This is a genomic window from Chryseobacterium sp. AC417, assembly GCF_979258215.1.
The window spans coordinates 2,275,839-2,294,107 of the sequence record NZ_OZ409845.1 but is presented as its reverse complement, the minus strand read 5'-3'; the positions used below and the strand labels follow the sequence as shown (position 1 = coordinate 2,294,107).

25 protein-coding genes, 1 tRNA gene and 1 pseudogene are annotated in these 18,269 nt (G+C 35.5%); 9 read left to right on the top strand and 18 right to left on the bottom strand.

All coding sequences use genetic code 11. The features are described 5' to 3' along the window. The first annotated feature begins 159 nt into the window (after window positions 1-159). Window positions 160-1,740, top strand: a complete 1,581-nt coding sequence (locus tag ACZZ9T_RS10995) for a tetratricopeptide repeat protein (protein ID WP_463442118.1) — start codon at window positions 160-162, stop codon at window positions 1,738-1,740. Window positions 1,741-2,014: 274 nt separating this feature from the next. Beyond that, entirely contained in the window at window positions 2,015-2,326 is a 312-nt protein-coding gene (locus ACZZ9T_RS10990) for a hypothetical protein (protein WP_463442117.1), read from the top strand. A 292-nt stretch (window positions 2,327-2,618) separates the two neighbouring features. Here ACZZ9T_RS10990 and ACZZ9T_RS10985 read toward each other — a convergent pair whose 3' ends face one another. Then, entirely contained in the window at window positions 2,619-3,869 is a 1,251-nt protein-coding gene (locus ACZZ9T_RS10985) for a hypothetical protein (RefSeq protein ID WP_463442116.1), read from the bottom strand. Between the two features lie 373 nt (window positions 3,870-4,242). On the opposite strand from ACZZ9T_RS10985, the gene ACZZ9T_RS10980 reads away from it, so the two are divergent. From ACZZ9T_RS10980 to ACZZ9T_RS10965, 4 genes are read left to right on the top strand one after another with little or no spacing between them, the layout of a single operon-like run. Continuing rightward, the gene (locus tag ACZZ9T_RS10980; protein ID WP_463442115.1) at window positions 4,243-4,941 is read left to right on the top strand and encodes a hypothetical protein; all 699 of its coding nucleotides are present in this window, start codon (window positions 4,243-4,245) and stop codon (window positions 4,939-4,941) included. Further along, complete coding sequence (locus ACZZ9T_RS10975) at window positions 4,928-5,566, top strand: hypothetical protein (RefSeq protein ID WP_463442114.1); 639 nt, start codon at window positions 4,928-4,930, stop codon at window positions 5,564-5,566. The genes ACZZ9T_RS10980 and ACZZ9T_RS10975 overlap by 14 nt, the downstream gene beginning before the upstream one ends. Further along, window positions 5,539-6,288, top strand: coding sequence for a sensor histidine kinase (locus ACZZ9T_RS10970; RefSeq protein ID WP_463442113.1), 750 nt, complete (start codon window positions 5,539-5,541; stop codon window positions 6,286-6,288). The genes ACZZ9T_RS10975 and ACZZ9T_RS10970 overlap by 28 nt, the downstream gene beginning before the upstream one ends. Window positions 6,289-6,298: 10 nt before the next feature. Continuing rightward, window positions 6,299-6,979 carry a response regulator transcription factor gene (locus ACZZ9T_RS10965; RefSeq protein ID WP_463442112.1) on the top strand — a complete coding sequence of 227 codons (681 nt, stop codon included), beginning with the start codon at window positions 6,299-6,301 and terminating at the stop codon, window positions 6,977-6,979. Here ACZZ9T_RS10965 and ACZZ9T_RS10960 read toward each other — a convergent pair whose 3' ends face one another. The 10 genes from ACZZ9T_RS10960 to ACZZ9T_RS10915 all read right to left on the bottom strand — a co-directional run bounded on the left by ACZZ9T_RS10960 (window position 6,980) and on the right by ACZZ9T_RS10915 (window position 11,789). After that, window positions 6,980-7,432, bottom strand: coding sequence for a hypothetical protein (locus ACZZ9T_RS10960; protein ID WP_463442111.1), 453 nt, complete (start codon window positions 7,430-7,432; stop codon window positions 6,980-6,982). It abuts the gene before it with no gap. A gap of 337 nt (window positions 7,433-7,769) precedes the next feature. Continuing rightward, window positions 7,770-8,033 carry a RebB family R body protein gene (locus ACZZ9T_RS10955; protein ID WP_463432049.1) on the bottom strand — a complete coding sequence of 88 codons (264 nt, stop codon included), beginning with the start codon at window positions 8,031-8,033 and terminating at the stop codon, window positions 7,770-7,772. A gap of 86 nt (window positions 8,034-8,119) precedes the next feature. After that, the gene (locus ACZZ9T_RS10950) at window positions 8,120-8,383 is read right to left on the bottom strand and encodes a RebB family R body protein (RefSeq protein WP_463432047.1); all 264 of its coding nucleotides are present in this window, start codon (window positions 8,381-8,383) and stop codon (window positions 8,120-8,122) included. A 122-nt stretch (window positions 8,384-8,505) separates the two neighbouring features. Next, window positions 8,506-8,772, bottom strand: coding sequence for a RebB family R body protein (locus ACZZ9T_RS10945; protein ID WP_463432045.1), 267 nt, complete (start codon window positions 8,770-8,772; stop codon window positions 8,506-8,508). A 123-nt stretch (window positions 8,773-8,895) separates the two neighbouring features. Further along, entirely contained in the window at window positions 8,896-9,159 is a 264-nt protein-coding gene (locus ACZZ9T_RS10940; RefSeq protein WP_463432043.1) for a RebB family R body protein, read from the bottom strand. A gap of 146 nt (window positions 9,160-9,305) precedes the next feature. Continuing rightward, window positions 9,306-9,548 carry a RebB family R body protein gene (locus ACZZ9T_RS10935; protein ID WP_463432041.1) on the bottom strand — a complete coding sequence of 81 codons (243 nt, stop codon included), beginning with the start codon at window positions 9,546-9,548 and terminating at the stop codon, window positions 9,306-9,308. A 24-nt stretch (window positions 9,549-9,572) separates the two neighbouring features. Further along, window positions 9,573-9,977 carry a hypothetical protein gene (locus ACZZ9T_RS10930; protein ID WP_463442110.1) on the bottom strand — a complete coding sequence of 135 codons (405 nt, stop codon included), beginning with the start codon at window positions 9,975-9,977 and terminating at the stop codon, window positions 9,573-9,575. Window positions 9,978-10,034: 57 nt separating this feature from the next. Beyond that, window positions 10,035-10,847 carry a hypothetical protein gene (locus ACZZ9T_RS10925; RefSeq protein WP_463442109.1) on the bottom strand — a complete coding sequence of 271 codons (813 nt, stop codon included), beginning with the start codon at window positions 10,845-10,847 and terminating at the stop codon, window positions 10,035-10,037. Between the two features lie 205 nt (window positions 10,848-11,052). Continuing rightward, window positions 11,053-11,559, bottom strand: coding sequence for a hypothetical protein (locus ACZZ9T_RS10920; RefSeq protein ID WP_463442108.1), 507 nt, complete (start codon window positions 11,557-11,559; stop codon window positions 11,053-11,055). A gap of 14 nt (window positions 11,560-11,573) precedes the next feature. Further along, entirely contained in the window at window positions 11,574-11,789 is a 216-nt protein-coding gene (locus ACZZ9T_RS10915) for a RebB family R body protein (RefSeq protein WP_463432033.1), read from the bottom strand. A gap of 380 nt (window positions 11,790-12,169) precedes the next feature. Here ACZZ9T_RS10915 and ACZZ9T_RS10910 point away from each other — a divergent pair, with 380 nt between their 5' ends. Then, window positions 12,170-12,610 carry a cupin domain-containing protein gene (locus ACZZ9T_RS10910; protein ID WP_463442107.1) on the top strand — a complete coding sequence of 147 codons (441 nt, stop codon included), beginning with the start codon at window positions 12,170-12,172 and terminating at the stop codon, window positions 12,608-12,610. 157 nt (window positions 12,611-12,767) lie between these two features. Here the strand turns inward: ACZZ9T_RS10910 and ACZZ9T_RS10905 are convergent. From ACZZ9T_RS10905 to holA, 4 genes and pseudogenes are all read right to left on the bottom strand, one after another. Further along, window positions 12,768-12,872, bottom strand: a pseudogene (locus ACZZ9T_RS10905) (tyrosine-type recombinase/integrase); the annotation flags it as partial. 247 nt (window positions 12,873-13,119) lie between these two features. After that, a tRNA-Ser gene (locus ACZZ9T_RS10900) sits at window positions 13,120-13,204 on the bottom strand. A gap of 240 nt (window positions 13,205-13,444) precedes the next feature. Next, on the bottom strand, window positions 13,445-14,386 hold the full coding sequence (gene trxB, locus ACZZ9T_RS10895; protein ID WP_229984658.1) for a thioredoxin-disulfide reductase: 942 nt from the start codon (window positions 14,384-14,386) through the stop codon (window positions 13,445-13,447). Between the two features lie 178 nt (window positions 14,387-14,564). Next, window positions 14,565-15,602, bottom strand: a complete 1,038-nt coding sequence (gene holA / locus ACZZ9T_RS10890) for a DNA polymerase III subunit delta (RefSeq protein WP_463442106.1) — start codon at window positions 15,600-15,602, stop codon at window positions 14,565-14,567. Between the two features lie 8 nt (window positions 15,603-15,610). Here holA and ACZZ9T_RS10885 point away from each other — a divergent pair, with 8 nt between their 5' ends. Both ACZZ9T_RS10885 and ACZZ9T_RS10880 read left to right on the top strand, forming a co-directional pair. Continuing rightward, window positions 15,611-16,039 carry a type I restriction enzyme HsdR N-terminal domain-containing protein gene (locus ACZZ9T_RS10885; protein ID WP_463432025.1) on the top strand — a complete coding sequence of 143 codons (429 nt, stop codon included), beginning with the start codon at window positions 15,611-15,613 and terminating at the stop codon, window positions 16,037-16,039. Window positions 16,040-16,349: 310 nt separating this feature from the next. Continuing rightward, window positions 16,350-17,093: a dienelactone hydrolase family protein gene (locus tag ACZZ9T_RS10880; RefSeq protein WP_463442105.1), complete on the top strand. Its 744-nt coding sequence runs from the start codon at window positions 16,350-16,352 to the stop codon at window positions 17,091-17,093. A gap of 50 nt (window positions 17,094-17,143) precedes the next feature. Here the strand turns inward: ACZZ9T_RS10880 and ACZZ9T_RS10875 are convergent, their stop codons facing one another. The 3 genes from ACZZ9T_RS10875 to ACZZ9T_RS10865 are packed head-to-tail and all read right to left on the bottom strand — an operon-like array spanning window position 17,144 to window position 18,268. After that, entirely contained in the window at window positions 17,144-17,374 is a 231-nt protein-coding gene (locus tag ACZZ9T_RS10875; protein WP_463442104.1) for a hypothetical protein, read from the bottom strand. 2 nt (window positions 17,375-17,376) lie between these two features. Continuing rightward, window positions 17,377-17,745 (bottom strand): cupin domain-containing protein, encoded by a 369-nt coding sequence (locus ACZZ9T_RS10870; RefSeq protein ID WP_463442103.1) that lies wholly within the window; start codon window positions 17,743-17,745, stop codon window positions 17,377-17,379. Further along, the gene (locus ACZZ9T_RS10865) at window positions 17,732-18,268 is read right to left on the bottom strand and encodes a GNAT family N-acetyltransferase (RefSeq protein ID WP_463442102.1); all 537 of its coding nucleotides are present in this window, start codon (window positions 18,266-18,268) and stop codon (window positions 17,732-17,734) included. Before ACZZ9T_RS10865 ends, ACZZ9T_RS10870 begins: the two co-directional genes overlap by 14 nt. Between the last annotated feature and the right edge of the window lies 1 nt (window position 18,269).

Here is an 18,269-nt window from a genome sequence, read left to right as displayed (position 1 = left end):
TTTTTTTCATCATTTGTGTTTTTAGCCTTCTCTACATGAGAGGGCTTTTTTTAATAATATTAAAATTAAATTATAACATAGGCTCAAAAAAGATATTATAATTCCCTTAGATCTGAAAATTGTATTTTTGACGATTTAAATACATAATAAGAAAATCTTATGAAATTGCAATTGTCTTACGTTCTTATTTCACTGTTATTATGTGCCACTCTGCAAGCACAAAATCTGGACGATTACAACCGTATTTATACAAGAACTTTTCTAGAAACATCACAAAAAGATTTTGATAAGGCTTTACAAGTTGCTGATTCGCTGTATCAAATATCAGAATCGCCCAAACTTAAGGCAAAAAGCCTTATGCTTTCTGCTACCCTTCTGCAACAATCGGGAGATCTGAAAAAAGCAGTGGACTTTGCCCTGAAAGCTGAAAAGGTTGTTCTCAATTCTGAAGACTATCTATGGCAGGCTAAGATCAACGGTTTTCTTTCGACTCAATATAGAAATCTCCGGTTATTTGAAAAATCTAAAAAGTATATTGAAAAATCAGAAAGAAGTATTGATAAGCTGAATGATCAAAGAGTAATCAACAATATGAGAGGTTTTGTAATGCAGGAAAAGGCATATTATGAAATTGACTTAAAAAACTATACACAGGCCATCGGTTTTATTAAGCAGTCGCAAAAGTATTTTGACCTGTCTGAAAACAAGGAAGCTTTTCTTACCGCTAGCAATTTGCAATTAGAGGGTCTTTGCCATTATGAGTTAACCGATTATGCTAAAGCTCTTGATTGCTACCGCAGCGCAAAGGAAATTCTTGACAGGATGCCCGATAACTTTTTAAAAGGCTTAGTGTATAACGGGCTTGCAAAAGTATATATAGGTATGCATGACTGGAAAATGGCAAAAGAATATCTTACAAAAGCAGAAAATATTTCTGAGCAATCTAACCACATCAATTTAAAAAGGGAGATATACAGCACTTCACAGCAATATTATCTTGCAATAAAAGACATAAAAAAATTTGAAGAGATTACTGCTAAAAAAGACTCTGCTGTAGAAAAAATAGTTAAGAATAATACTGCTTTTATCAATAAGGAAATTTCTGAGCTGGAAAAGAAAAATACAGTTACAGAGAAAAAAAACTCAAGAAAGACCTTTTACATATTTATTATCGCAGGATTATTCGTAATTGTGTTGATCATGGTGATAATCCGCAAAAAACAACATAACGAGAAGCTTAAAGTAGCAAGAGAGCGCTTTGATGATGTACAGCAAAGCTTTTCAGAACTGAAAACCCAGATTGAGACCAAGGAAATTGCTGAGGCTGAACGAATAGCAATTACGATCAATAATTCTGAACAACAGCCCATGATGTCAGCCGCCACAGAACAGAAAATTCTTGCAAAACTTGAAAAGTTTGAAAAAACAACATTATATACCCGGAACACTATATCACTTCCCTATTTAGCAACGTACTGTGGAACAAACACAAAGTATCTATCTTATGTTATCAATAATTTTAAGCAAAAGGATTTTAACAATTACATCAATGAACTTCGCATCAACTACATCATCGCAAAGATCAGATCAGAACCTAAATACCTAAAGTATAAAGTAGCAAGTTTAGCCGAGGAAGCTGGCTTTTCATCACAAAGCAAATTTGCCAATGCATTTAAAAAAGTTATTGATATTTCACCTTCTCAATTTCTTCACAATCAAAAGCACAGTGATCAACAATGATTCTATACTTGTTAATTATCAAGTGGTGCATATTTGTAATCCGTAAGATGGAATTACATCAGTATAAAGCGAATATTACGATATAAAAGGTAATCCATTTTCAGTCATATGAACCTATATTTATTTGTTATCATACTTAGAAAAGCGTAGCATTGCTTCAGCATTCGGGATATTTTATTGTTAGTTGTTTAAAAATTTGAGCCATCGTTCAATTTTGTATAAATCTATTTATATCCTGAAAGAAATTGGGGCGCACTAAGACACAGATCTATTTATGATGACAGGAAAGTTAAAAAAAATTGAATTTTACCTCAATAAATATTTGAATATGCCAAAGGAAATGGTATTAAAAGATTTAAAAATTCACTGTAATGAGTATGAGGATATTATGTTTTATAATCGTAATAGATGTAAATTCCTTATAAATGATGAAATTATTTTTTTTGTCAAGAATAATAGGATTTACAATATTTGCATTACTGAATATATTTTAGGTATTCCATTAACCATTATATTTTATCATCAGGATCAAGATTTTACCTATACGATAATTGGGCTAAAAAATAAAAAAATAAAAACATACTAAACTTGAGGATGTGAAATCTTAATCCACTCTAACAAAAGCTGGAAATGATAATATTCTTGTTGAAAATTCTCTAGTTTATTAAATGGCATTACAAAAGGCCGGTGTGCATGCGGAATACCATTTCTACTTTTTAGGAAAAATTAATTAGTCTACTATTTGAATTCACCTTTAAAGATGAATTCAAATAGTAGACTACAATGAGGATCCAGTTTCAAAGATAGCTTGATTATGAATACAGTTTAGATTTATTGAAATATCTGGGTCAATTTAGATCATCCATAATAACAGCATACTATTCATATTTAGTAAAATCAACCGCAAAAATGCATCGATTAACCTGACTTCCATTCTGTGCTCCGGCATTAGGTTCATACTCCGTCAAACTCCAAAGATAACCATATTGAGATTCGTAGTAAAGGGATTCGGCTCCATACGGCCATCGGTAACGTACAGTATCATCTGCTCCGTCGGTATAGCGTGCTAATCTGGCATTGGAACCGTAAGAATTGCTTGGCGATCCGGTACAAGAAAGCCATGTTCTGTTCCCTTTTCGGAAAACTCCCTGTATTCCATGAGCGTGATTATCTGTAAAAAGACTATTCTTTGGGGCTACTGCGACAATTCCTGTATTTTGAAGTGTCCCATTTGTGCCAACGGGAAAACCAAAAACTTTGGGAACAATTGTTGCATCAGAACTGCCTGCATAGTATTGCCCTGTCCAGAACTGAGTGCCTTCGTCATTGACCTGAATGGTGGAGAAAGGATTACCATTATTGATCTTTTGATATCCTACTTGAGGCAATATATACCGATAATTGAAGGCGAATAAATTCCCATTGGCATCTTTACCGCATTTTTCATTGGTCGTGTCACCTGTACTTACCTCAATTATTTTATTCAAATCAAATACCCGAACACCTAAATTCGTGCTGCTGAGATATATTTTACCGTTAAAATAGGCAATTCCCCCTGCATGTACGTTCAATGGAGCGTACGAACCATATTGCGAATAGGTTGATGTATTTGCAGGAATATCGGGCTGCACCAGCAGAATATGACGATAGGTAAGATACGTACTCGAACTCGGACTGATATCAATCAGAGTAATGCGGGAACCTTTATACACAGCAGCATCCTTTGCGTACCAGCTTACCAACAGATAACGAATACCATCTTTTGCAAATCCTGCAATCCCTTGAGGTCTCCAGATCGATGTCGTTTCATCATCGGTATTCCAACGGATTCCTCTTACTCTGTTTTCTTCGGGAATATTAAATCCATAGACTTCAGTATAAGCATTTCCTCCTACAGCCTGACGGTTTTTATTGATCTGAGATGGGTTTAGAAAACCAAAGCCAGAATTGATGTAGCTACTTGTGTCCACATAAGAATTAACACTTACGTCTGTGGCTGCTCTATCGACATTGAGTTCTGAAGACAGTTCTTCGTCCATCGAAACTGAAGCAAATTCATTGTTCTGGCATCCGATACTCGTTACGGCAAGCATAAGCATCCATCCAAGGAGTCGTGGTTTTTGAATCATAATTAATTTGATGTTTTTAGTTTTTTAATTTTTGCTAAACTATCTGATTGTCGTTTTATATAGATGACGTCAGCATTAATTATGGATTAAATTTATGATTCTTGACTACGATGGCGATTTATTCAAAAAGTGTACATCTCATTGATACTATCGTGACCAGTTTTTTTATAAACTACTCAAAGTGAATTTATTGTTCACAGTCTATAAAATGAAATAAGTGGTCTCTGTTAGCTCTATTTTATTTAATTTTTTAAATAATTTAAACACTAGATTTTCTCATCCTTACAAAACAATACACCAAAAATTGATTACTTGATAAGTTAAGAGCCTTTTTTTGTAAATTTAAAAAATATTAACCATCAAATCACTCAACATGAACCTCGACCCTATTTACCAGGCCATAAAGAACTGGAAGACGCTGGTAGATTCCTATCAGAAAGGAAACTTAGAAAGCATGAAGCAGCTTCTAGAATTTTTAAACCAAGGCTCACATTTCTCCACGGAAGCCTCTGTAATCAAAGAATGGACAAAACGTCTGGGAAACACTTCAAACCCATCTATACATGTGTATGCAGGTATTGATGATAACGTATTCAAATTATATTTAATAGACTCCGAAAGTGATGCTCAGGAAGATTTCAGTTTTATCACAACAAAAGAACTGAACCGTAAGCCACCGATCAGCGTACCTGACATTCAGCTAAGTTCCGGCCCTCCTATTTCTTCAGAATCTGCAATTTACCGTAACTTCATTTTCAATATGTATTGCAGTACATGGATGGCAGCACAAAAAACAGATTTTTTCCGTATCATCACAATCCCTTTTGATGATTTTCAAAGAATGTCGCTTGAGGAGGATCAGTCATGTATCTCATTCTTTGGAATTACAAATGAAAAATCAAATTCTACCAATATCAATGGCTACCATATAGAATTGATCACCATAAAAGATGTCAAAATTAACAGCATGAGCAAAACCGCTGAAAACTATTCTACGCCACGCCCGCCATTTACTGCCTCAGATCCAAGCTCAAATTATAAATTATTACTAAAGAGTGATGCTTACCTATAACCAGCTGTCGTTTTACCTACAGTTTGTCATTAATGCTACACTGCTTGTAGGATTTGCGCTCCTTATGTGGAGAAAACACTCCAAAAAGCTTTTATTTATCTTCTTTTTGGGTGAGCTGATAGCAGAATTGCCTGATCTTATTTTTCGGCTCATCAAAGTAAATACAGCGAACATGTTTATTTATCCATTCAGCCAAAGCTTTTGTTTACTAATGATGACCGAGATTTACAGCAAATATTTTTTTAAAATTCCTTTTTTTGTAAAATGTATCATTTATTTTTTTGCGGGATTTTCACTCCTATTAAATTTCACCCACAGACAAGGTATAGAATCAATCACTTTTTATCAAAATATTATTACCGATATTGTGATCTGTAGTTTTGCAGCAGTGTATTTTATGCATGTATTCAAGAATCCGGGAATTGACAAAGCTTTACTTACTGCAAATATTTTTATTTTTTTATTTTTCTCAATTGAAAGTATTGTTTCAACAACGTTTAACTTTCTTATCAGTCATCATTTGCAGTGGGTAGCGCCCGTTTGGCTCTTTCGTGGTGTATTATTATGGTTCTTATATATTACTTTTATTAACTTAGGATGGAAAACGGGCGAAGTGAGGACGTAATTATCTTATGGATCTGGATTGGTATCGGATTATTACTCTTAACTACCACCTTTGTTACTATTCTGATTCTTGGCTATATCAAAAACATCAAAAAAAATAAGCGGAAAGCAGCCTCGTTAATTGATAGAATACAGACAAGATACGGTGAAGACACCCTATATCTCCAGGAGAAAGATAGGGAAAGGCTTGCTAAGGAAATTCATGACAATATCATATCCCGGCTGAACATCTTACGGCTGAATGTTAATTACAGAGATATGACTGAACTTCATACAGATTTAAAAAAATCCATGCAGATTATACGGGAATTCTCCCATCAGCTGACTCCTCCAGATCTTAGTGAGATAGAACTGGCAGATTTGATCTCCGATTACCTTGAAGAAGTGAAGACAAGTATTTGTGTCGAATATTATCCATTGGTTTCGCAGAAAAAAAGCATCAGTAATCCGGTAAAATTAAACACCTTCAGAATATTTCAGGAATTGATTAATAATATATTAAAACATGCCAATGCTACGCTTATCACCGTTTCGCTAAGAATTTCGAAAAATTATATGATTCTGATAGTGTATGATAATGGCAGCGGTTTTAGCCTTGAACAAAAAGCAGCAGGAATCGGACTGCGTAATATTCAATTAAGAGCCAAACAAATAGGGGCTGCTTATAAATATAAATCCGGACCACGACAAGGTACACAATTCATTATCCTTGCAAATATTTAATACATCTAAAATGGAACACTCTAAAATTAAGGTAGGCATCGTGGACGATGATCTTTTATTTGTGCAACTTTTAACAAACTATATCAATACTACCAAAGATTATTATGTTGTAATGACCTCAACCAGCGGCAATCATTTCCTGAATGAAACTGATACCAGCTTACCGCAAATTCTCCTGCTGGATCTACGAATGGCTAATGGTGACGGACTTGAGGTAATGTCTGTCTTGGCTCAAAGAAACACAGAAACCAAGATCATTGTATTGTCAAGCTTTTACAGAAGGTCATTTATGGGACAAATGCTAAAAATGGGGGCACATGCTTTTTTGCCTAAAGAGATTGATCTTGACGATTTGTTAAAGGTAATGAATGCCGTACATTATCACGGGCACTATTTTTCGAATGAGCAGGTAGAGTTGATGAGAAGTCAGCTCTCTAACAAGCTTCCCGAATTTCATTCATTCTCTAAGGATGATCTCACAGAACGTGAAATTGAGGTTCTGAGGCTGGTCTGTTTACAGTTAAACACTAAAGAAATTGCAGATACCCTTTGCATTTCCCCGAAAACAGTAGAGACTCACAAAACAAATCTGATGATTAAAACCTCTGTGAAAAATAGTGCAGGACTGGTAATTTATGCTGTACAAAATGATATTGTAAATGCACATGAAATTGTTTTGTTGGATAAATAATTATTCTCTTTCAGAATAGTCAGAAAATTTTTTTACACTATGGTCTATGCGTGAAAGATTCTGTAATTCCCTAAATTTAGCAGCGGCGGCTTTTGCCATAGAAGGAAATAACCTGGTTCCAACGATCTGATTAATCCATTTAAAATTATTATATCCGCCCCCCCTGATTTCAGTGTAGACAAAACCGTTAATTTCCACAAATCTGAACTCCAAATACCCGCCGCTGAATAAATGCCCTGACTCAGCTACATTGGTCATCGTCAATTCCAGATCATTGTGTGTCGTACGTACCGGCCCACCAATCCCCGCTGTAGTAAGCCCTCCCTGAGGTCTTGCTCCAAAAATTCTATTTCCTTCTCCTATAAGAGAAAATGGGACTGACCTTGTTACGGAAGCCTTTGAATATTCATAAAGCAAACGGGCATTAAATTGTGGGCTGGCTTCTCCTGCCAAAACTCTGAAATTAAATTTATGTTCACCATAATTAACGCTCCAACCCAACCGCTTCCCTAGGATACGAAAAGGGATGAAAGGCGGAAATCCCCTCCATGTAGGTGGATAAATTTTTTCGTTAATAGCACGAATTGTAGGGGCATACCTCTCTATCCTTAAAAAGTGTTTGTAAAAAGGGGCAACACGATCCCAGCGAGCCCGGAGATTGCGTGGATGCCGTAATAAAAATGCTGTGATTAATTCTCTCATATTAAATGATTTAATTTGTTATAATTTGTGTAATCTAAAAATCAGGGAGAATGGTAATCTCCTCCCTGAAAAGATCCTGAAAGCATACTTAAGAGGGATTCATCATCCTGGCAATTGAAATAGCATCTGCTACCGTATCAAGGCTATAAATCTGCATGACGCCTTGTGCAGTAGCAGCCTGTCCTAAAATATTCTGATGATTCTGATTGTTCACCGCATTTTCAAACATGAGCCCCGTGGAATGGGCAGCGGTTTGATATACATTTGCTAAAGCCATTGCAGGAGCCTCTGCAACTACTTTCACGTTAGTCTGTGTTACAGCGTCTGTGATTTGTTGGTTTACGAATGCCATAATTAATTTTTTTTAAAGTTTGGTTTAAAAGTAACCGGATTGATCTCCGGTTACTAATCATCTGTACTATTTATACTATCGGATTATTAACCGGGATTCAACATTTTTGCAATAGAAATAGCATCTGCTACCGTATCGAAGCTATAAATCTGCATAACTCCCTGTGTGGTGGCCGCCTGTCCTAAAATATTCTGTTGATTCTGATTATTTACCGCATTTTCGAACATAAGCCCTGTAGAATGGGCAGCTGTTTGATATACATTTCCTAAAGCCATTGCAGGAGCTTCTGCAACTACTTTAACATTAGTTTGTGTTACTGCGTCAGTAATTTGTTCATTTACGAATGCCATATTAATTTTTTTTTGAAGGTTTAAGTAACCGGATTATCCGGTTATGTAATTAAATTTTGATTTGGTTTTAAAGCAACCGGGTTGATTTCCGGTTGCCAATATTTGTTGCCTGAACTACCTGATTATGGATTAGGATTCAGCATTCTTGCAATTGAGATAGCATCTGCTACCGTATCCACACTGTAAATTTGCATTACTCCCTGAGTTGTAGCTGCCTGTCCTAAGATGTTTTGCTGATTCTGGTTATTAACTGAATTTTCAAACATAAGTCCTGTTGAATGGGCTGCGGTCTGGTATACATTACCGATAGCTATTGCCGGAGCTTCTGCTACTACTTTTACATTGGTTTGCGTTACTGCATCTGTGACTTGTTGATTTACGATTGACATAATTAAAATTGTTTAGAGTTTAAATAAACCGGATTTTCCGGTTGTTTTTTTAGATTTTTTTTGTTTTAAAAGATACCGGATTGGTTTCCGGCTGCTGGAAATACCGTGCTTTCAACTACCCGATTACGGATTAGGATTTAGCATTCTGGCGATCGACATCGCGTCAGCTACTGTATCTACGCTGTAGATTTGCATTACTCCCTGAGTAGTTGCTGCCTGTCCCAGGATGTTCTGTTGATTTTGATTGTTCACTGCATTTTCGAACATAAGTCCCGTAGAATGAGCCGCTGTTTGGTATACGTTACCTAGAGCCATTGCAGGTGCTTCTCCTACAACTTTTACGTTGGATTGCGTTACTGCATCTGTGATTTGTGTGTTCACTGTCATAATGTAAATGTTTTTTTGAGATTGATCTCGGTTAATGATTATTTGATTGTTAAACTAGTTTTCATATTAATTGAAATATCATAAAGACTTTATCTGATATTGAAGGTGATATTTCATTTAAAACACATTTCTTATTTCTTTTATAATTAAAAGTCGAAACGGCTTTTTCTAAAAATCTTGAGCTCTTTTTTTAATTTTACAGAACTCATTTTTTTAATCCCCATTGCAGAACTACTCAATCCGATGAGCGAATCTCTCTGCTGATTCAAGACTGAATGTTGATACATTAATCCCGTCGAATGCGAATTGACCTGCATTAATATGGCGGAAGGTACCGTAGAAGACATTCCTACAACTTCAGCGTTGATTTCATTTTGTTTGTCTGTCATATTATATTTTTTGAGGTTGTACTTTTATCTGCGCATATTCGCAAATTTTGCCTGAAGCTGGCTCATTCTTTTTGCCACCTTCATCTCTTTCATTTTGAAAGATTCCTGAAGGCTTTTTAAGCGGTCTCCACTATCCATCGGAAGAAGACCTCCTTGCAATGCAGTTTCCTGAGATTCCTGCTGCTGTGACTGCTGCTGTTTTACCCCTTCTTCCAGTTTTTCGAGCAGAGGTGATAAATAAATGAAAATTTCTTTAATCGCTTTTTCCTTTATGTAAGCGATAATTTCTTCTTCATGGCTGATCACAAACGGCATTATCGTTTCTTTTTCCACGGCTTCAGGTTTGATGGGCTCTACATCTATGATGATTGGATGAGTATGAGCCACACGTTTATGAGGTTTTAATCTCTGGTATATTATTCTGCGCATATATTTGACTTTTTATATATAAATTCTTAAAGGCAGATTTTCAGGAATTGATATGTTTTAAAGCAAATAACCGATGAAAGCTTCTGCAGCAGTCCAGTCTCTGTTAAGATCTTTAATGACATTACTTCCAATGATTTCCAGCAGCATGGATCCAGAGATAGCGTTGGCAGACATCAGTTCTTTCAGTTGGTCATTAGGAAGATTCAATAAATATTCATCGGGAATAATTGGTAATTTTCCTGTATTGGTGGGGTTTTCATTGATAATGATGTCTAAGATTTCCTGAAAATAATGGGCAACTAATTTTGATCCCTGAAATTCCAATTCTCTTTTTAACTCGACAATTAAACCCTGGGTGACCAGATCTGATATCGCACTAACATCCACATCATGAACTGAATACAAGGCCTCCCCTGTATTGGATGAGGTGATCGTAATATCAGTTTTCACAATACATTTCGCTTTTTCAAGATTTACTGTAAGAAGCTTAGAGTCAATTTCAGGCTCAGTAATGTCACTCAGGCTGCTAAGTGGGAGAATTCTCACATTGCAGAAAAAAGTCTGCTGCTCTTCCAGTTTAATCATGATCACCACAATCCCTGTAGATTTTCTTTTAGGTTCGATCACGAATGACTGGTAGTTATTGTACCTCTTCCCTTTATTGGTACAGATCACATGTCTTATAATGGGCTGGATGTTGACATCTGCTGTAGCAAGGGAAAAGGTAACACGGTCACTGTTGTTTTCCGGCTTTTTTACACTAAAATATTCGGTATCACTTTCTCTGGTAAGATAAAGGCTTTCGTTCACTTCCTTTAGAGAGCTTAAGTTTAAAATTTTTGCCGGTTTTGTTTCGTTTGAATAATTCATATTTTATTTTTTTTAAGTTTGTTCATTATTTTTGTGAATAGTGTTTGTTTTGGAGCCTCGCTCATATGCACTTCGATAGGCTTCGAGGCTTCCTGTAAGTTTGTTCTATCAATTGTATCTGTCGGTTTTTCCGTTTTCAGATCATTGTCTTCCGTGATCGGAATTCCTTCTTCAGCATTATCCTTCTGTTGGGAAACCTCTTCGGTTACTCGTTTTTTTTTTCGTTGTCCTCGGTAGTTTTGAGATCATCAGATCGGGCGTTTGCATTCTGCACAACTGTCGGATTATCCGTATTAAGAACCGCAGGATGATACATGGTACTAGAGATTTTCGCCTTTGCATCGGCATAATCACTTACAATGTTAAATAAATCCCGTATCATTTCATTTCCTTGTAGATGATTATAATTTTCGGCGGAAAGGTTATCCCCTGGTGGAGGTTTGTTTTCACTCCATGTTCCGTAAGTCAGTAAATTATTGGCTAGTCTGCTTATTGCAATAAGCCCAAGCTGTTCAAAACTTTTTAGAAAAGACTGTAAATCCTGAACCATCATTCCTGTAGACTGCTCAATCATCAGTTTTGCAATGCCTCCTAATGGATCGGCTGCAGGCGGCGATAATACTTCGGCATTGATGAACTGTACCGATTTTTGTGTAGTAGTCATTGCATCGGCTTCCTGAGGCTCTGCTGTTTCACTTTTATTCTCGTCCATTTTCTAAGTTTTATTTATCCTTTTAAAATCTTAATAGCATCTGCAACAATTGCCGGATTGAGCTGATTTAAATTATGCTGATTGGTTACCGAGTTCTGAATGGAGATTCCACTGGCATGCGTCGCCATCTGATAAAGCATACTCATCGCCTGCGCCGGAGACTCCCCAAGTACGGTTACATTGGTTTGTGTAACTGCATCTGTCGTCTGATTATTCACTGTATCTGCCATAATATTTTTTTTGGTTATTAATTTATTTTTGCATGTCGCAGACTATCAAATTCTAAGTCGCTAATCTTGTTACCTTTTCGGCCTCCAACATATTGGTTTATCCCTTTTGTCTGATACAAATTTCTCCAATCGGAACAACAAAATAGTCGGGGAAAAAACTGAATTTTAGAAAATCAGGGAATTCTCTGATCCTTTAATATTTGAAATACTTGGTAAAAAATTATTTTAATCTGAAACCTTCAATATTTCTGCAGATACCTCCTAGAAGTGCAGATAAATTTGATTTTCAACAATGGTAACATCAGATGAGCGGAAAAAAAAGAAATTATGTTTAATTGTTGTATAAAGGTTTTAAATTTGATTTCATAAATTATCAAGGAATGGAAAGAGTGACCCAATTTATATTAATCCTGCTCATCAGCATTATGTGTACACAGAAAGGATATGCCCAAAAAGCAGCCTCAAGTCAGGAAACAACCAAGTATTTGATTGAAGACTGTGTCAAGCCATTTGACATGAGTAAGGCTACAAAAACAAAATCAGGTTATCAGTATTGGTTTGCCGACAAAAAAAATACTGAAGAAAACACCTTGAAAATGAGCATCGTAGAACCTGGAAAATCGACACACCCACCCCATCGCCATCCTGAAGAAGAATTTTTTTATATACTGGAAGGAACAGCCACTTTTTATCTCGACGGTAAAACAGTGGAAGCATATCAAAATACAAGTTTGTACTGTCCGCCAAATGCTGAACATGGTATAAGTAATGCGGGAAACAGCAATTTGAAGTATTTGGTTATTAAAAAGGATTTACGTTAGAATAATTATCGAGCCTATGTATGGGCGATTTACTATTAAGAAAGAAATGAAACTTTAATCACTGTAAATACAAGAATTAAAACACTGTAGCTGCACAGTCAAGGGATCATATTTTCTGCCATAACATCCACAATTCTCCAAAATTTCCTGTGTGGTTTTTAATGTCAGTGTGCCCAAGCATTTTGCTCACGCTTTCAATCGGAACACCATTAGAAAGTGTAACAGTTGTTGCAAATGTATGTCTTGCAGTATGGAATGTCAGATAATTTTAACTTCTTCAGTTCACAAGATGTTCAAATACTGAATAAGTCAGCTAGACCACTTCTAAAGTACTTGTCCATCGAGTTTTTTGAAAAATTCGGTTACCCAGAATTCTAGATATTTATGGTAACCGAATTAGACCCTTTCGTTTTACGCATAAATGAATAGTTTTGATATTAATGAATACAAAAAACCCTTGCTAATCATTTAATTAACAAGGGTTTGTTTAAATTTAGTATCTCTACCAGCGGAGAGAGAGGGATTCGAACCCCCGGACCTGTTACAGTCAATAGTTTTCAAGACTATCGCAATCGACCACTCTGCCATCTCTCCATTAACTTCGATTGTATCGTTGTTTTTGGTGGTGCAAATATAATATGTTTTTAAATTCTGACAAAATGATTTTAACAAAAAATTGAAATTTATTAATAAAACACTAAAAATCAGCAACATTAGATTAAAGATTTGTTATATAAAAAGTAAGTTATTTGTCAATCAATATTTTTATTTGCGTAAGCTTCAAAATAAAAGCGCACCTTATTCAGGTGCGCTTGTGTATACAAATTGTAGTATTTAATGCAATTCTGCTAAATATTTTTCGGCATCCATTGCTGCCATACAACCGCTTCCCGCAGCTGTAATTGCCTGTCTATAAATGTGATCCTGAACGTCTCCAGCTGCAAAAACACCCGGAAGATTAGTTCTGGTCGAACCTTTTTCTGTTGCGATGTATCCGTTTTCATCTAAATCAATCTGACCAACAAAAATATCTGTGTTTGGTTTGTGACCGATTGCTATAAAAATTCCATGAACATCTACTGTTGATTTTTCCTGTGTCTGGTTATTGATGACAACTGCTCTTTCAACCAAATTATTTTCACCTTCAATACCAATCAATTCGTGATGGAATTTCACTTCAATATTCGGTGTATTTTCCACTCTGTGAATCATTGCTTTCGAAGCTCTGAATTCACCTTTTCTCACCAACATCGTCACTTTATTAACCAATTTCGCAAGATAAGTTGCCTCTTCAGCAGCTGTATCTCCTGCTCCTACTACCACAACGTCTTTTCCTCTGTAGAAAAAACCATCACAGGTTGCACATGCGGAAACTCCTCCTCCATTGTATTTTTTTTCGTCATCTAAACCTAAATATTTTGCAGTAGCACCGGTAGAAATAATTACCGTTTTTGCGAAAATCTCTTTATTTCCTGCATATAATTTATGAACACCGCCAACTTCTTTAGAAAACTCGGCTTTAGTAATCATCTCATAAAGAACTTTTGTATCGAATCTTTCTGCTTGTTTCTGCAAATCCATCATCATTTCAGGACCTGTGATTCCTGCAGGATAACCAGGGAAATTATCAACTTCTGTTGTAGTCGTTAATTGTCCTCCCGGCTCAAGACCTGTATATAACTGTGGTTTTAAGTCTGCTCTGGCTGCATAAATTGCTGCTGTAAAACCAGAAGGTCCAGATCCTACAATTACACAATCTAAAATATTTTCTTCCATAATTCCCTTTTCAAAAAGATTTAATTTTTAAGACGACAAAGTTCGTAATTTTTAATATTTAATTAAAGAAAAATTAATGATAGTTTTCAATATTTAATATGTGAATAGTCAATGGTTGCCGATTAATTGTTTTATGTTCATTGATATAAGAATATAGACAAATCAACGATCAATCTAATTACACCTTCATTTTAATCTTATCCACATTGATAACTTTATACACCAATTCTTTGATCAGTTCGGCTTCGCTCATATTAACTGCACCCAGTCCTTTCCCTTTCATGTCATACTCTCTTAAAATAGAAATCACTCTGGTAGAATGCTTTAGCGGATACAATCTTGCTGCTTCGGCATAATCTTTCAAAAAGTAAGGATTTACGCCCATTTGCGATGCAATCACTTGTGGTGATTGACCTATCATTGTATTGTAAATGATCACATTAGAAAAATAATTGTACAAACTGGAAAGCAACATCACAAACGGATTATTTTTAGGATTTTTACCCATAAAATGAGCAATTTTGAATGCTGCATTCGCATTTTTTGTCCCTAAAGCTTTCTGAAGTTCAAAAACATTGAACTCTTTGCTAATACCTATGTGATTTTCAACGATAGTTCCATCTAAGATCTGGTCATCTTTCAGAATGATCTTTAACTTTCCTAATTCATTTGAAATTCTGGAAAGGTCATTCCCAAGATATTCTGCAAGAAGATGAGAAATATTCGGGGCTGTTTTTATTTTAAGTCTGATACATTCATCGGCAATCCATTTTGGGAGATTGTGGTCTTTTAGAGATTCGCTCAAAAAAAGAGCATTTATTTTCGTTAAAGTTTTGGTGACTTTTTTTCTGCTGTCTAACTTTTTATGTTTGTGTGCAAAAACCAAAACTGTAGAAGGAACCGGGTTTTCAACATACGTTTCTAAAGCTCGGCTTTCTTCGTCATTAAACTTCAAATCCTGCGCTTCTTTTACGATAATCACCTGTTTGTCACCCATCATCGGAAACTGTCTTGACAAAGAAAGAACTTCCTGATACGTTGTGTCTTTTCCGTAAGTCACAGTTTGATTGAAGGCTTTTTCGTCCTCTTCCAAAAAGTCGTGTTCAAGAGCTTTTACAGCAACATCAATAAAGTAAGGTTCTTCTCCGTGGAAAAAATAAATCGGGAGAACTTCTTTATTTTTAATATTTTTGAGGATTAAATCTAATTCTTTCATCGTAATAAATGGAACTTCCCAAACTGAATTTTCAGGAAACTTTTGATTTTAAATTCAAGAAAGACAAAGATAAGTTTTTTATCTATGATCTGGTACGCAAAACTTACCTTTTGCTAACGCCTGAAGAGTGGGTAAGACAGCATTGGATTCATTATTATCTTACGGTAAAATCATATTCTGTATCGGCTTTGATTACCGAGAAAAAGATCGTTCTGAATGGTTTAACCAAAAGGATTGATCTTCTCGTCACTGAAAAAGCACAACCAAAAATTCTGATAGAATGTAAGGCTCCTCAAATAAAATTAACCGAAAAAACTTTTGAACAAACCGCACGGTACAATTCAATAATTGGAGCAAAAGAAATTGTGCTGACCAATGGATTTCAGCATATCAATGCATCTTATGAAAATGGAGAATATCAGTTTTATAAACCTTAAAAGATTTTATACCATTTTATTAATCTCATTGTAAGTTATTTTTGTTAATTTAGATCAAGGTTTAATTCCAATTGTTAATTGGGCACATTGTTTGTCATTCCGTAGGAATCCAGATATGAATCTTTTAATGTTATACTCTAATAATTTTGTTTAGATTCCTACGGAATGACAAAATTAATTTTGATTTGACGATTGAAATTTGAATACGAACAAAATTCTAGCCCCGATTGCAGCGGAAATCCTTTTTTTGAAAAAAAAAGATTGTAGCGGAAAGCGGGAAACAGCTCCTGAAAAAATTAAATTAATAGATATGATAAAATCGATTTTCATTACCGCAACATTGCTTGCTTCAGCAACCGTTTTCAGCCAAAATCTTAAAAAAGTTTCTTATCAGGACGGTTCACAAAAACTCAAAGGTCTGGTTACTTCAAATGCAGGAAAAAAACTTCCCGGAGTTTTGATTCTTCCCGCCTGGAAAGGAATTGACGAGGAAGCAAAAACTGCTGCCGCAGATTTAGAAAAGCAAGGTTATATTGCTTTTATTGCTGATATATATGGTGAAGGAAATATCCCGACCGATAATGCTTCTGCAGGAAAAACTGCTGGGTTTTACAAAAAAGATTATGTGGCTTACCAGAAAAGAATTTCTCTGGCGCTGGAACAATTGAAGAAAAACGGAGCTATTCCTGAGAAGATTGCCGTTATAGGATATTGCTTTGGCGGAACCGGAGCATTGGAATCTGCAAGAGGAAAACTACCCGTTGTGGGTGTGGTTTCGATTCATGGAAGTATCGGGAAAGATCAATCACGACCGAATGAAGCTATATCAACTAAAATTTTAGTGGAAAATCCTGCAGATGATAAGGGCGTTACGCCGGAAGATTATAACAATCTGGTTAAAGAAATGAATGAAGGCAAAGCTGATTGGCAAATCATCACTTATGCGAATTCAAAACACACTTTTACCGACCCGAAATCTGCAGATTATAATCCCGTAATGGCAAAAAGAGCCTGGAATCATACTTTGATGTTTTTGAAAGAAATTTTGAAATAATTCAATTTGACACAATCAAAAAATAACCTCAATGATCTGAGGTTATTTTTTTATATTTCGGTTGTCTCATTACAATTAGAACACCACCAATATTCTTTTTGTTTATCTTTCAACTTCGTTTTTGTTTTCTTTTCGCAATTTTCACATATACATTCGTCGGCTTCATTTTCTTTAGCTTCATAATCACAGTTAAAACAGCTCCAACTCGTCATATTAGACTTGTCATTCATAAACCATGTAAATGAATTTTGTTTGCATTCAGGACAAATTTGTAACGCCATATTTAAAAGATTTCTTGTTCTCTATTTACCAATTCCATTGAAAAAGCAGGTAGGCAAATCGCAATATATTCACAAGGTTCTGAGAACGGATTGCTGTACCTCACTCTTGCTCCTTTTTCGATTAAAATGCTTTGACCTTTCTCTAAAACTATAATTTCACCGTCAATTTCAAATTGCTTTTTTCCTGAGATAACCAGGGTAAACTCATCAAACTCGGGAGTCTGATGCGGCTCGCTCCAATCCGGAGGGGCAACCATGTGAGCAATCGAAATATTAGGGTTATTTGTAGAATTTCCCCAATGTTCTTCAATTAATTTTCCATCAGTTGTCGGAACTAAAAACGGGGATTTTTGAATTTTATATTTTTTCATATGAATGATTCTTTTTAATTTCATAGACAAAATTGGTTCTTGCAGGCTCACCAAAATAAGCAACTTCTTCTTCGGCAATTTTTTGTCCGCCCAATCTTTCCAAAGCGATTTGTGAACGCAAATTCTCTTTGCCAATATGGAAATAAACTTTCTCTGTAAACTGAAAAATATAATCAATCATCAGCTTTTTAATTTGAGGATTGATGCCTTTTCCCCAAGAATTTGTTCCGTAAAATGTATATCCGATAAAAATGCTGTTTTTAGATTTATCAAAATCATAAAAGCGGGTACTTCCTAAAATATCTCCTGAAGATTTTTCAATAATTTTAAAAGCGCCCCGACTTTCCATCGCACCTTTGAAAAAATTTTCAAAAACTTCTCTTTTATAACGGTCTTTATTCGGATGCTGTTCCCAGACTTTAGGATCGGAAGCGACTTCATACAATAACTCAAAATCCCCTTGCTGTAAGGGGATTAATTGATATGTTTCATTTTCTAAAACAGGTTGAATAGAAAAGTTCATG

Bases quoted from the DNA above. Each gene is read 5' to 3' on its own strand.
- ACZZ9T_RS10985 (WP_463442116.1), bottom strand. From the start codon at position 3,869: ATGATTCAAAAACCACGACTCCTTGGATGGATGCTTATGCTTGCCGTA.
- ACZZ9T_RS10970 (WP_463442113.1), top strand. From the start codon at position 5,539: ATGGAAAACGGGCGAAGTGAGGACGTAATTATCTTATGGATCTGGATT.
- ACZZ9T_RS10920 (WP_463442108.1), bottom strand. From the start codon at position 11,559: ATGGACGAGAATAAAAGTGAAACAGCAGAGCCTCAGGAAGCCGATGCA.
- ACZZ9T_RS10990 (WP_463442117.1), top strand. From the start codon at position 2,015: ATGATGACAGGAAAGTTAAAAAAAATTGAATTTTACCTCAATAAATAT.
- ACZZ9T_RS10930 (WP_463442110.1), bottom strand. From the start codon at position 9,977: ATGCGCAGAATAATATACCAGAGATTAAAACCTCATAAACGTGTGGCT.
- ACZZ9T_RS10975 (WP_463442114.1), top strand. From the start codon at position 4,928: ATGCTTACCTATAACCAGCTGTCGTTTTACCTACAGTTTGTCATTAAT.
- ACZZ9T_RS10980 (WP_463442115.1), top strand. From the start codon at position 4,243: ATGAACCTCGACCCTATTTACCAGGCCATAAAGAACTGGAAGACGCTG.
- ACZZ9T_RS10880 (WP_463442105.1), top strand. From the start codon at position 16,350: ATGATAAAATCGATTTTCATTACCGCAACATTGCTTGCTTCAGCAACC.
- ACZZ9T_RS10965 (WP_463442112.1), top strand. From the start codon at position 6,299: ATGGAACACTCTAAAATTAAGGTAGGCATCGTGGACGATGATCTTTTA.
- ACZZ9T_RS10950 (WP_463432047.1), bottom strand. From the start codon at position 8,383: ATGGCATTCGTAAATGAACAAATTACTGACGCAGTAACACAAACTAAT.
- ACZZ9T_RS10955 (WP_463432049.1), bottom strand. From the start codon at position 8,033: ATGGCATTCGTAAACCAACAAATCACAGACGCTGTAACACAGACTAAC.
- ACZZ9T_RS10865 (WP_463442102.1), bottom strand. From the start codon at position 18,268: ATGAACTTTTCTATTCAACCTGTTTTAGAAAATGAAACATATCAATTA.
- ACZZ9T_RS10940 (WP_463432043.1), bottom strand. From the start codon at position 9,159: ATGACAGTGAACACACAAATCACAGATGCAGTAACGCAATCCAACGTA.
- ACZZ9T_RS10995 (WP_463442118.1), top strand. From the start codon at position 160: ATGAAATTGCAATTGTCTTACGTTCTTATTTCACTGTTATTATGTGCC.
- ACZZ9T_RS10885 (WP_463432025.1), top strand. From the start codon at position 15,611: ATGGAACTTCCCAAACTGAATTTTCAGGAAACTTTTGATTTTAAATTC.
- ACZZ9T_RS10925 (WP_463442109.1), bottom strand. From the start codon at position 10,847: ATGAATTATTCAAACGAAACAAAACCGGCAAAAATTTTAAACTTAAGC.
- trxB (WP_229984658.1), bottom strand. From the start codon at position 14,386: ATGGAAGAAAATATTTTAGATTGTGTAATTGTAGGATCTGGACCTTCT.
- ACZZ9T_RS10870 (WP_463442103.1), bottom strand. From the start codon at position 17,745: ATGAAAAAATATAAAATTCAAAAATCCCCGTTTTTAGTTCCGACAACT.
- ACZZ9T_RS10935 (WP_463432041.1), bottom strand. From the start codon at position 9,548: ATGACAGACAAACAAAATGAAATCAACGCTGAAGTTGTAGGAATGTCT.
- ACZZ9T_RS10875 (WP_463442104.1), bottom strand. From the start codon at position 17,374: ATGGCGTTACAAATTTGTCCTGAATGCAAACAAAATTCATTTACATGG.
- ACZZ9T_RS10910 (WP_463442107.1), top strand. From the start codon at position 12,170: ATGGAAAGAGTGACCCAATTTATATTAATCCTGCTCATCAGCATTATG.
- holA (WP_463442106.1), bottom strand. From the start codon at position 15,602: ATGAAAGAATTAGATTTAATCCTCAAAAATATTAAAAATAAAGAAGTT.
- ACZZ9T_RS10915 (WP_463432033.1), bottom strand. From the start codon at position 11,789: ATGGCAGATACAGTGAATAATCAGACGACAGATGCAGTTACACAAACC.
- ACZZ9T_RS10945 (WP_463432045.1), bottom strand. From the start codon at position 8,772: ATGTCAATCGTAAATCAACAAGTCACAGATGCAGTAACGCAAACCAAT.